Source organism: Helicobacter pylori (assembly GCF_001653455.1).
Taxonomy (GTDB): Bacteria; Campylobacterota; Campylobacteria; order Campylobacterales; family Helicobacteraceae; genus Helicobacter; species Helicobacter pylori_A.
Genome location: NZ_CP011486.1, coordinates 712,135 through 724,419, shown reverse-complemented (window position 1 = coordinate 724,419; position 12,285 = coordinate 712,135). Strand labels below are relative to the sequence as shown.

General features: G+C 37.5%; 12 protein-coding genes. 6 read left to right on the top strand and 6 right to left on the bottom strand.

The genetic code is table 11. The features are described 5' to 3' along the window. Positions 1–21: 21 nt before the first annotated feature. From AA977_RS03390 to AA977_RS03365, 6 genes are all read right to left on the bottom strand, one after another. Positions 22–978 carry a ribose-phosphate pyrophosphokinase gene (locus AA977_RS03390; protein ID WP_151385833.1) on the bottom strand — a complete coding sequence of 319 codons (957 nt, stop codon included), beginning with the start codon at positions 976–978 and terminating at the stop codon, positions 22–24. Positions 979–1,042: 64 nt separating this feature from the next. Then, positions 1,043–1,528, bottom strand: a complete 486-nt coding sequence (locus tag AA977_RS03385; RefSeq protein ID WP_064434591.1) for an HIT family protein — start codon at positions 1,526–1,528, stop codon at positions 1,043–1,045. Positions 1,529–1,537: 9 nt separating this feature from the next. Next, positions 1,538–3,019: a Mur ligase family protein gene (locus tag AA977_RS03380; RefSeq protein ID WP_064435191.1), complete on the bottom strand. Its 1,482-nt coding sequence runs from the start codon at positions 3,017–3,019 to the stop codon at positions 1,538–1,540. Further along, positions 3,006–3,731, bottom strand: a complete 726-nt coding sequence (estV, locus tag AA977_RS03375; protein WP_064434590.1) for a lipase EstV — start codon at positions 3,729–3,731, stop codon at positions 3,006–3,008. The genes AA977_RS03380 and estV overlap by 14 nt, the downstream gene beginning before the upstream one ends. Continuing rightward, entirely contained in the window at positions 3,731–4,774 is a 1,044-nt protein-coding gene (locus tag AA977_RS03370; RefSeq protein WP_064435190.1) for a D-alanine--D-alanine ligase, read from the bottom strand. The genes estV and AA977_RS03370 overlap by 1 nt, the downstream gene beginning before the upstream one ends. A 76-nt stretch (positions 4,775–4,850) precedes the next feature. Next, complete coding sequence (locus AA977_RS03365; protein WP_064434589.1) at positions 4,851–5,327, bottom strand: phosphatidylglycerophosphatase A family protein; 477 nt, start codon at positions 5,325–5,327, stop codon at positions 4,851–4,853. 146 nt (positions 5,328–5,473) lie between these two features. Between AA977_RS03365 and AA977_RS03360 the strand changes: the two genes are divergently transcribed. From AA977_RS03360 to AA977_RS03340, 6 genes are all read left to right on the top strand, one after another. Next, positions 5,474–6,583 carry a pyridoxal-phosphate-dependent aminotransferase family protein gene (locus tag AA977_RS03360; protein ID WP_064435189.1) on the top strand — a complete coding sequence of 370 codons (1,110 nt, stop codon included), beginning with the start codon at positions 5,474–5,476 and terminating at the stop codon, positions 6,581–6,583. A gap of 8 nt (positions 6,584–6,591) precedes the next feature. After that, positions 6,592–7,053, top strand: coding sequence for a phosphoribosyltransferase (locus AA977_RS03355; protein ID WP_064434588.1), 462 nt, complete (start codon positions 6,592–6,594; stop codon positions 7,051–7,053). A 1-nt stretch (position 7,054) separates the two neighbouring features. Beyond that, positions 7,055–8,371 (top strand): 30S ribosomal protein S12 methylthiotransferase RimO, encoded by a 1,317-nt coding sequence (gene rimO / locus AA977_RS03350; protein WP_064434587.1) that lies wholly within the window; start codon positions 7,055–7,057, stop codon positions 8,369–8,371. A gap of 110 nt (positions 8,372–8,481) precedes the next feature. Then, positions 8,482–10,353 carry a GTPase gene (locus AA977_RS08095; RefSeq protein WP_436405046.1) on the top strand — a complete coding sequence of 624 codons (1,872 nt, stop codon included), beginning with the start codon at positions 8,482–8,484 and terminating at the stop codon, positions 10,351–10,353. Then, the gene (locus AA977_RS08240; protein ID WP_436405045.1) at positions 10,338–10,577 is read left to right on the top strand and encodes a hypothetical protein; all 240 of its coding nucleotides are present in this window, start codon (positions 10,338–10,340) and stop codon (positions 10,575–10,577) included. The genes AA977_RS08095 and AA977_RS08240 overlap by 16 nt, the downstream gene beginning before the upstream one ends. Next, positions 10,570–12,282, top strand: a complete 1,713-nt coding sequence (locus tag AA977_RS03340; protein WP_064434586.1) for a LeoA/HP0731 family dynamin-like GTPase — start codon at positions 10,570–10,572, stop codon at positions 12,280–12,282. Before AA977_RS08240 ends, AA977_RS03340 begins: the two co-directional genes overlap by 8 nt. Positions 12,283–12,285: the final 3 nt, after the last annotated feature.

Below are 12,285 nucleotides of genomic sequence, written 5' to 3'. Positions count from 1 at the left end.
TCCCACACTTTTATCCCCTTTTTAAGTGAAGAGCGATTGAACGCTTTCGTTATGATAAATCCTTCTAATGACTTCTGCAAATAAAGGAGCTACGCTTAAAGTGGTGATTTTGTCGCATTTTTGAGCCAAAGGAATGGAATTAGTTACCACCACTTCATCTAACGCGCTTTCTTTAATGCGCTTGATTGCATTCCCGCTCAAAACCGCATGCGTGCCTAACGCCATCACAGAAGTCGCCCCTTGCTCTTTTAAAGCCAAAGCGGCTTTACAGATCGTGCCTGCCGTATCAATCATGTCATCTACTAAAATCACATCTCGCTCCTTGGCAGAGCCGATAATGTTCATCACTTCGCTTTCATTGGCTTTTTCACGGCGCTTATCCACGATGATTAAATCCAAGCCCATTTGATTAGCAAAATACCTAGCCCTTGTAACCCCACCCACATCAGGGCTAGCGATCACGGGGTTTTTGAGCGCTTTAGAGCGGATATAATCTCTAAAAACGATAGAGCCGTATAAATTATCCACCGGCACATCAAAAAAGCCTTGGATTTGCCCGGCATGCAAATCCATCGTGATGATCCTTTCAATCCCCACTTCTTGCATCAAATTAGCGACCATTTTAGCCGTGATAGGCACTCTTGGAGCCGCTTTTCTGTCCTGTCTTGCATAGCCAAAATACGGCAACACCGCCGTGATAGAATTGGCCGAACTGCGCCTTAAAGCATCTACCATGACTAACAATTCCATTAAATTGTCATTCACAGGCACGCAAGTGGGCTGGATAATAAAAATATCTTTACCGCGCACCGATTCGCTGATTTGGATATTGATTTCGCCATCGCTGAATTTCCCGATCATCGCTTTGGATAAAGGAATGCCTAAATGCTTTGACACTTCCTTACCAAAGGCAGGGTGAGCGCTCCCTGAAAAAATCTTAAACCCACGCATCTTTGTTTTAAACCCACACGCTTTCATCATTGACACTCCCTAAAATGAATTAAAAATAATTGTAACACACCCAAACTAAAAGCGTTAATTTTCAACCAAGCTCCTTTTCTAATAAATTTTTTAATGCGAGATAAGTTTCATTCAAATCAATCCCGCACACTCTGGTTTGAGCGACAACACTCATAAAATTGCTATCCCCTAAAAACCTAGGCACTAAATGCATGTGCAAATGCTCTGGGATCCCTGCTCCGGCGTTTCTGTGCAAATTCAAACCTAAATTGATCCCTTGAGCGCCATAAGCATACAACGCTTTTAATACTTTAGGCGCTAATGCATTCATGTTCAACCAAGTGTTAATCTCTAAAAGTTCCACGCTCGCTTGATGCGCATGGGGAATGATCAACAAATGCCCTGGGTTATAAGGGTAGGCGTTCATCACGATAAAAAGATCACTATCTCTATAAAGCACTCTGTTTTCTAAATCTTTTGTAGGGTTTTGAGAGATCTCGCAAAAAACACAATTCTTAACTTTCTCTTTCAAATAATGTTCGCGCCAAGGAGCGTATAAATGTTGCATGTTCATTTCCTAAATGTAATTGGGGGCGTCATTAGCAAATAAAATCAAATCGCCTTGAATCGTAGTGGCTTGCAAGATATTTTCTAATTGCCCCTTATCTTTGAGTAAGATTTTTTGAGGTTTCTTTAAATGGGATGCAATCGTTTTAGAATTTAACTCCCCTGTGATGATAGCGACATCAAAGACTTCATTGATTTTTTCCGCTAAAATTTCATTGTTTTCTGTATTGCTTTCCACTAATCCTGGCGTTACAATGACCTTACGCCCTTCATACAAGCTCGCTAAACGAATGCCCTCTAACATGCCTTTTAAATTCCCATTAAAGCTATCGTCTATAATGACTTTTTGATTCACTTCCAAAAGTTGCAAACGATGGGCAATAGGGTTGAGATCCAACACAAGCCGTTTGATCCTTTCTGTTTCTAAACCTAAATGCTTGGCGATTAAAATAGCTAAAGCGATATTATAAGCGTTAAATGCACCTAAAACTTTCGTTTCAAAACTTTCCCAAACGCCGTCTAAAAGCATTTCAAAAGAAGTGCCTTTTAAAGTGGATTGGATGTTTTTAACCAGGCTAGAATAATCTATTAAAGGGGCGTTATTAGGGGCATAGGGTTTGATTTTTTCTATGGAGTAACAAAAGGCGTTTTCTAAGCGTTTTGAATCTAATAATTCCGCTTTAGTCTCGCAAATATTTTCTAAAGTTTTAAAATATTCTAAATGCTGTTCGCCCACTTCTGCGATCACGGCAAGGTGCGGTTCAATGAGGCGGGTGATGTCTTTAATATCGCCCTTATTCCTTGCCCCGGCTTCAGCGATATAAATTTCGCTACTATCCTCTAAATTTTGGTTAATGTCGCTTGCAATGCCTAAAAGGGTATTGACGCTTTTAGGGCTTGCATGCACATTGAATGTGGTTTGCAAGATTTGATGCAAGAAATTTTTGGTGCTGGTTTTCCCAAAACTCCCGGTAATGGCGATGACTTTTAGATTTTTTAAAGAGGCGATTTTATCTTTAGCGATTTGCAAATACTGCTTGGATAAGACTTTTTCAAAGATTAAAGAAGCACTTAAAACGAACACGAATAAACACAAATAACCCAGCGCGAGCGAGATTCCGCTTAAAGAAACTAATTCTATGTTTAAGATTTCATGCAAGATTAAAAATAGCAATAAAAAAATAAAAAAGCGCTTCACCCTTGGCGTGAAAACTAGAGGCTTGTCGTTGCGCTTAGCCCAAATAACGAGCATGGGTATTTGAATAACGCCGCAAAAGAAATCAAAAACAAATGGCATTTTGAAAGCATACGATAGGATAAACACCCCTAAAGGCAACACAAAATAAATCCCATGCCAACGCATTTTATGATGCTTGGTTAAGATCCTAAACACGCTGTAATGATACCATTGCAACAAGGTCATTACATAATAGCCAAGCCCTGTTACAAAGAGCCAACGAAACGCTAAATCCAGCCAACTAGGACTTTGCATGATCATAATTCTCCATGAGTTTTTCAATCTCTTTCGCTTGGTTTAAAAAAAAGAAATGATCCCCTTCTAAAACAAATAATTTGCTTTTTTTTAATAAAGTTTGCATTTTTTGAGCGGAGCTTAAGGGGGTTGCTTTATCATCTTTACCCCAAAATAATAAAACTTCTTTCTCGCATCGTTTGAAATGATCGCTAAAGTCTTCAATAACGACTTTTTTAAAGGTTTCATACATCACTTGATTAAGATTAATGGCGTCCTTGCTCCTCAAAAACCCTAGATTCAAGCCTAATTTTTTAAAGATTTTAGCTAAAAGGATTTTACAACGCACTTTTAAAGGTTTTGGCTCTAAGATCCCTGCACTGCTCAACAAAATAAGGCGCTCGTTTTCACACAAGATCGCTACTTTCCCTCCAAAACTATGCCCAAAAATAACATGCGCTTTTTTACCCACGCTTTTTAAGAATAGATTGATGATATTAGCATAATCTTTAGTTTCTAAGACTTTTTCATCATTAGGGCTTTGATTGAAACCGGGTAAATCCACATACAAATGGTTGTAATTTAAAAAACAGCGTTGAAACGCTTGTTGCATCACTTCCTTAGAACTCCCCCAACCATGCAAAAACAGGGCGTTTAAAGGGCTATGGTGGTCTATAAAAGTGTAGGAAATGTCAAAAACGCTCCCTAAATAAGCGACACTGCGTTTGGCCATTACTTATTCTTTTGGATCTGCAACAAATAAGAGTTTTTGATTTGGATTTTAGGGGTTTTAGGTAATGATTGGGCTAAATTTTCTAGCGTTGTTTTAAAATCATCAAACAAATAATGCGCCAAACTGCCAGGAATGGGGTTGATCTCATTAAGATACACTTCATTATCTATGACAAAAAAATCGCAACGAATGATCGCGCCATCAAACAAATCGTTATAGAGTTTTTTAAAATTTTCTCTCAATTGTTCTTCTAAAGCGTTAGGAATGTCAGCTTTAGGGGCTTTGGCGCGTGAAAAATCCAAATATTTTTGCTTGAAATCCAAAAACTCTTGTTTGTTAGGCTCTTCAACATAGGAAAAATAAAAATCCTTTTTGATCTTGCAACCGGCCAAATTGTATTCTTTCACGCCTTGAATGAAGGGTTCTATCAAGACTTCTTTGGAATATTCAAACGCGCCATCTAAAGCGTAGGCTAATTCTTTTTCTTCTTTCACAACACTCACCCCTAAAGAGCTCCCGGCGCTATTAGGTTTGACAATGAAAGGAAAATCAAACTTGATCAAATCTAGGGCGTTAGCGCGGTTTTTTTCATTCAAAAGAATGTGATCTAAAGCCTTTACCCCTAAATTTTTAGCATAAAGCTTGGTTAAATGTTTGTTATAGCTCAACACGCTCGCTTCAACTCTAGGGCCTATAAAAGCGATACGATAAAATTCTAACAAGCTCGCTAATTTCCCATCTTCGCCATCGCCCCCATGCACAAGATTGATCATTAAAGGTAATTCTATGGTTTTAGCGCCTAAAAACGAGTTTTTAAACAAACCATTGTGTGCAAGCATTAGGGGGGGTAATTTTTTTTCTTTGATTTGAGCGAAGTATTTTGAATGCATGTTGGATTTTTCAATCAAGTAAAAATGATGGTTTTCATCTAAAAAAATAAAATATTTAATTTGATCTTTCAATGCTTCTTTAAGCGCGATCGCGCTCACAATGCTGATTTCATGCTCAAAACTCGCCCCACCAAATAAAACGCAAAATTCCACCATAAAACTCCCTAAAAACGATTGCAATAAAGTCTATCTATTTTACCTAAAAAAAGGCTTTTGAATTTTCTTAACTTCAAAGTTTGATGTTAAAAAACCCCAAAATATTGATCACCAATAACACGCTTAACCCAGCTAAAACGCCAGCCAAAGCGTCATCAGCCACTACCCCTAACCCTCCTTTAACTTCTTTGTCTATTGTGCCAATGAGTGAGGGCTTAGTAATATCATAGATCCTAAAAAAGATAAAGCTCAAAACCACCCCCGCTAACGATAACCCGCTAATCGCCATAGCAAGCCACATGCCCACTAATTCGTCTATCACAATGTAAGAGCTGTCATGCCTTTTAGTCTCTTCTTCTTCTTTGTCTATTTGAGCGATAGCGATAAGCCCAATAAAGATTGCCCCTAAAAACAAAGTGTTAGCCGAAAAAGCTAAAATAGGTAAGCCTAGTAACAACGCCACTAAACTCCCTATCGTTCCAGGAGCTTTTTTAGAATATCCGCTAAAAAAAAGGGTTAAAAAACACGCGTGCCAATTAAATTTATCCAATCATTGCCTTAAATTCTTTTTAATGAGAGCATTTTAGCATTTTATCCCCATTAAAAAGCGATTTTTAAACAATAAGGCTTAATTTTAAGCGCGCTTTTAGTATGATCGATTCTAAATCTTCTTTAAAAATAAAGGTTAATTTTAAAATGTTGCTTTTTACTCCAGGCCCGGTGGCGATTAGTGAAGAGATGCGTTCAAGCTTTTCTCAGCAAATGCCCCACCACCGCACCAAAGATTTTGAAAATATTTTTCAAAGCGTGCGAGAAAATTTAAAAAAAATGACAGGTTTAGAAGAAGTGTTGCTTTTAAGCAGCAGCGGGACAGGGGCTATGGAAGCGAGCGCGCTTTCCTTGTGCCAAAAGGAATTGCTGTTTGTTAATGCAGGTAAGTTTGGCGAAAGGTTTGGCAAGATCGCTAAAGCCCATTCAATCAAAGCCCATGAATTAGTCTATGAGTGGGACACGCCGGCCAAAGTAGATGAAATATTAAACGCACTTAAGGCTAACCCTAATATTGATGCGTTTTGCATCCAAGCATGCGAGTCTAGTGGGGGGTTAAGACACCCTGTAGAAGAAATCGCGCAAGCGATCAAAGAAACCAACCCAAATATTTTTGTGATCGTGGATGCGATCACCGCTTTAGGGGTTGAACCTTTAGAAATAAAACATATAGATGCACTCATTGGGGGGAGTCAAAAAGCGTTCATGCTGCCTCCGGCGATGAGTTTGATTGCATTGAGCCAAAAGGCCATTGATCGCATAGAAGAGTGCAACATAGGGTTTTATTTCAATTTAAAGAGCGAATTGAAAAACCAAAGGAATAACACCACAAGCTACACCGCTCCTATTTTGCACACTTTAGGCTTGCAACGCTATTTTGAATTGGTGCAAAATTTAGGGGGCTTTGAAGCGCTCTATAAAGAGACTAAAAGAACCGCTCTAGCCACTCAAAAAGCCGTTTTAGCGCTAGGTTTAAAGATTTTCCCTAAAAGCCCAAGTTTGAGCATGACAACGATTGTTAGCGAGCATGCTAAAGAATTGCGAAATCTTTTAAAAGAAAAATACCAGGTGCAATTTGCAGGTGGGCAAGAGCCTTATCAAGATACGCTCATTCGCATCAATCACATGGGAATCATTCCTGTTTATAAAAGCGCTTACGCCTTAAACGCCCTAGAATTAGCCCTAAACGATTTGCATTTAAGGGAGTTTGATGGCGTGGCGAATGCAACTTTTTTAAAGCAATATCATGAAATTTAAGGATCACAATGCATTATTCTTATGAAACCTTTTTGAAAGACAGCTTGGAGTTGGTGGAACAAGTAGAACGCATTTGCGGTATCCCAGAAGCCCTTGTGTGCGTGATGCGAGGGGGCATGACTTTGGCGCATTTTTTGAGTTTGCACTGGAATTTAAGGGAAGTTTATGGCATCAATGCGATTTCTTATGACACTACTAACCGACAAAACGCCCTAAAAATTGAAAATATCCCCACGATCAAAGAGCGTTTAAAAACCATTTTGGTGGTAGATGAAATCGTAGATAGCGGTAATTCTTTAGAGGCGGTGCTTAAAGTGTTGCAAGAAAAACACCCTGATAAAAAGTTTTATAGCGCGAGTTTGTTCCAAAAGACAAGCGCGAAATACAAAGCCGATGCGTTTTTAAAAGACGCTCCTGAATGGATTGATTTCTTTTGGGAAGTGGATTTGAAAAACTTCAAAAGCCATTAACATGCAAAAAGAAAACAAACAACTTTGCCTGATCTCATTGGGTTGCTCTAAAAACCTAGTGGATTCAGAGGTGATGTTAGGCAAGCTCTATAACTACACGCTCACTGATGACGCTAAAAACGCCGATGTGATTCTGATTAACACTTGCGGTTTTATTGAAAGTGCTAAACAAGAGAGTATCCAAACCATTCTAAACGCTGCGAAAGACAAAAAAAAGGACGCGCTTTTGATTGCGAGCGGGTGCTTGAGCGAGCGCTATAAAGATGAAATCAAAGAATTGATCCCTGAAGTGGATATTTTTACCGGAGTGGGGGATTATGACAAGATTGATATTTTAATCGCTAAAAAACAAAACCAATTCAGCGAGCAAGTGTTTTTAAGCGAGCATTATAATGCGCGCATTATTACGGGTTCTAGCGTGCATGCGTATGTTAAAATTTCTGAGGGCTGTAACCAAAAATGTTCTTTTTGCGCCATTCCTAGCTTTAAAGGGAAATTGCATAGCAGGGAATTAGACTCCATTTTAAAAGAAGTGGAAGATCTAGCGCTTAAAGGCTATAAGGACATGACTTTTATCGCTCAAGATTCCAGCTCATTTTTATACGATAAGGGGCAAAAAGACGGCTTGATCCAACTCATCAAGGCGATTGACAAACAACAAGCCTTAAAGAGCGCTCGTATTTTATACCTCTACCCCTCTAGCACCACTTTAGAGCTGATTGGCGCGATTGAAAACTCGCCCGTTTTTCAAAATTATTTTGACATGCCCATCCAGCATATCAGCGATTCCATGCTTAAAAAAATGCGCCGTAATTCTAGCCAAGCGCACCATTTAAAGCTTTTAAATGCCATGAAACAGGTTCAAGAAAGCTTTATAAGAAGCACGATTATTGTAGGGCATCCGGAAGAAAATGAGGGCGAATTTGAAGAATTGAGCGCGTTTTTAGATGAGTTCCAATTTGATCGATTGAATATTTTTGCTTTTAGCGCTGAAGAAAACACGCATGCGTATTCTTTGGAGAAAGTGCCTAAAAAAATCATCAACGCTCGCATTAAAGCTTTGAATAAAATCGCTTTAAAACACCAAAACAATTCTTTTAAGGCTTTATTGAATAAGCCTATTAAGGCGTTAGTGGAAAATAAAGAGGGCGAGTATTTTTACAAAGCAAGGGATTTGAGGTGGGCGCCTGAAGTGGATGGGGAAATTTTAATCAATGACAGCGCCTTAACCACCCCTTTACAACCCGGGCATTATACGATTGTGCCTAGCGCTTTTAAAGACAATATCTTACTCGCTAAGGTTTTAAGCCCTTTTTAAAAAGTCAGCCATAAGGCTAAAAGCGCGGCCAGAGCGTGGCTAGAGTGGGGGGGTTTGCGTTTTTTTTTTTTTGTTAAAATGCGTCAGAAAAATCTGTTTTGAGGCAAAAAATGAAAAACATTTATCTTGGCGTAGAAAAGAGTATTAAAGATCTTCAAAGTATTTTTAAAAACACTGATGATAAAGATGAAAAACTGCAACAATTCAACCAAGAAGCGTTAAAAGAATTCCAACAATTAGAATCTAAAAGTTTGAAAGAGCTTGAAAGCTTGAAACATAATGAAGAATGGGAAAATTTTAGCATTGCATTTTATGGGGAAACCGGTGCCGGTAAATCAACCCTTATTGAATGTTTGAGGATGTTTTTTAAAGAACAAAAGAAAAAAGATCAACAAGAACGATTCAAACAACTTGATTCACATTATCAAAAGAACTATCAAGATGATGAACGCCTTATAGAACAATACGATACTGAAATTTCTGACATTCAAAAAACATTGCAAGATCTTGAAAATAAACTGACCTCTTTAAAAGAATGCAATATATTTTTTAAAATTTTCCACTTTCTTACAGGAAATAGAAAATTTAAGGAAATATCAAAATGTTTTCAAAAATCTCAAGACGAATTAAATGATACAGAACTAAAAAAGAAAAATTATATATCTGAAAAACAAGCTATTTTAAATGAAATGGAATCATTGCAAGATGGGGCGATTATAGGCGATGGGAGGAGCGATTTCACTTTAAAAACACAATCTTATTCTTTCCAATACAACCATCAAACTTTTGTCTTGCTTGATGTTCCAGGGATAGAAGGCGACGAAAAAAAGGTTATTGATCAGATTTCTAATGCAACACAAAAAGCCCATGCTATTTTTTATGTTACCAAAACGCCTAAGCCTCCGCAAAAAGGAGAAGAGGATAAAGAGGGGACGATTGAAAAAATCCAAAAACAACTTGGTTTGCAAACAGAGGTATGGACGATTTACAATAAACCAATCCTTAGCCCAATAGCCTTAAAAGATGGGCTTATTAATGAAAACGAACAAGAAAGCTTAAAAATTTTAGATGAAAAGATGGAAGGCGTTTTAGGCAAACATTACAAGGGCCATAAGGTAGTTAGCGCCCAAGCGGCTTTCTATGGTCTTGCACAGGCTTTGATCCCAGAGACTGATTTTTATGAAAAGAAACAAAAATTTCTAAAAAGTTTTAAAGAAGAAGAATTATTGAATCAATCCCATTTCAAACCATTAGGGAGATTTATAGCCGAAGAGCTTATTAAAAACTCGCGCGCCAAAATCATAGAATCAAATTGCAATAAAGCCTTAAAAGTGGTAGAAGAATTAAAAATAACAATTCAAAATAAGATTGAAAAAAGAATCGATCCAATGATTAAAGACATGCAAGGGCATCAAGAAGAAGTTGAATATAGGTTGGATCGTTCTAAAGATAAATTTATATCAGATTTGAAAAATTCAGCACACAACGAAATCAATCAATTTGAATCTGATTTTAGAAAAGAAATGCATGAACGCATTAAAAGAGGTATTGAAGATGAAGAATGTAAAACAATTTTTAAAAATGAATGCGAACAAAGAGTTAAAGAATTGTGTGAAAACATGAAATGGCGGTTCGAAGAATGCGCGAAACGATTTGATGAACAGATAAAAGAAGATATTGAACAATTTAAAGAAAGAATTCAAGATTCTTTAGCGATTACAGAACGCATCAGCATTGATAGTGGTAATTTTGATTTTAATACTGATTTTAATATTGCTAGCGGCATTGATGGATTCGCGTTATGGGCTTCAATAGGGGGTTTGGTTGTGCTTGGGATAGTTAATATTTGGAATCCTATGGGTTGGGTTGAACTAGGTCTAGCGGGTTTTGGAATAGCGATTGGGATGGTTAAAGCAGTGTGGAGCTTTTTTGATTCAGACTATAAAAAATCCCAACAAAAAAAGAAGTGGATAAGAATTTAGTGCGAATTCGTGAAAAAAATGCACAGAAAGTAGAAAGCCTAATTGAAAGCTACAAGAAAGTCGTATTGGAAAAAATTGAAGAGCTCAAAGTTAAGCTTAACGATTCTTCTATTGGTAATTGCGAACGCATGAAAAGATTATTAAAAGAAGCCCATGAAAAATTAGGAGACATCTCTAATGACATCAATCTAATCACATCAAAACAAGGAGCAAGCAATGAATGAAACGCTAGAACAATTTAAGAAAAATCAAGAGAGGAATCAAAAAAACCTCCAAAAATTACTGGATTTTATTAAAACTGGTGAAAAATACGGCATCAATATTGAAGATTCTTTCAAAGACAAAATCCGTAATGCGATGGAAAATGTGGGCGATCAAAAACTCAAAGTGGCTTTAGTGGGAGGTTTTTCTGAAGGGAAAACATCTATAGCGGCAGCTTGGATCGAGCGATTAGACAATAGCATGAAAATAAACCACAAAGAATCCAGCGATGAAGTTAAAGTCTATGATATAGATGGCAAGATTGAGCTGGTTGACACCCCGGGATTGTTCGGGTTTGAAAAAAAAGAACACGATGACGGCAAGATAGAACGCTATAAAGATATTACAAAAAAATATGTCAGCGAAGCCCATCTTATTTTGTATGTGCTTAACCCATCAAACCCCATCAAAGAAAGCCATAAGGCCGATTTGAATTGGTTGTTTAGAACGCTCAATCTTTTATCCAGGACGATATTTGTCATCAGCCGTTTTGATGAAGAAGCGGATATTGAAGACGAAAAAGATTACAATAAAAGATTTGAGATTAAAAAAGAAAATGTTCAAAACCGACTGAATGAACTGATTTCTTTAAGCGAAGAAGAAAAAGAGGGTTTAATGATTGTCGCTGTGGCGGCAAACCCTTTTGACTTGGGGTTTGAACACTGGCAAAAGCATAAAGAAGAATTTCAAAAACTTTCGCATATCAAAGCTTTGCAAGACGCGACACAACAAAAGATTAAAGAAAATGGTGGGGAATTAACCATCATAGAAGAAGCCAAAAAAAGCGTCATTCAAGATGTTATTTACAGGCAAGCACCGCTTGCAAAACAAGCGTTGCAAGGCATTAGTAGAGAAATGGAAATCTTGAATAAAGCGATTGAAAAAAGGCGAAAGGATATTCAAGATCTAAACGGAGAAATTTCTCAAGCCCGCATTCATTTAAGGGAATTTATAACGAGGTATTTCAGCGATCTCATCCTTCAAGTTTCTGGCACCAGCCTAGAAACCTTTAATGATTTCGCTATAAGAGAAATAGGCAATGAAGGTATCAATATAGACACAAGAGTCCAAAATGAATTTGAAAGGCAAACGCAAGGGATTGTCAATGAGATTGTTAAAATCGGGACGAGTTTTAACGCTGATGTGAGTTCTTTTGAAAAATATGCCACAACGCTTGGAAGATCTGGAATTAATTTTTTAAAACAAAGCGGGTTTATCAATGCAACTAATATCAAACTGGCTAGAGATGGGATAGTGGCTGTGGGAAAATTTGTAGGCGTAGATTTGGCTTTGAAATTCAAACCTTGGGGCGCTGTCAAATTGGCAGGCAATTTGAACAAAGCTTTACCGCTTATCAGTCTTGCTTTTGAAGCATGGGATTCTTGGAACACACACCAAAAAATACAAAAATTTGAAAAAGCTAAAGAAGGAATGAAATCCGATTTTGAAAAACAAAAAGAAGAAATCTTAGCTCTCATCAACGATGAAACCGAATTCAAACAAAGATGTTTCCCAATCATATTTGAACTAGAAGAATCGTTTCAAGAATTAGAAAAAACCATTAAAAAAACGCAAGAGTTTAGTGAAGGACTTGAAAAGTGGATTAAAACTAGCGAACATTTTATCAATGGCGAAGATATTATAGATGTTGAGCCTGAAGAGGAATGAACT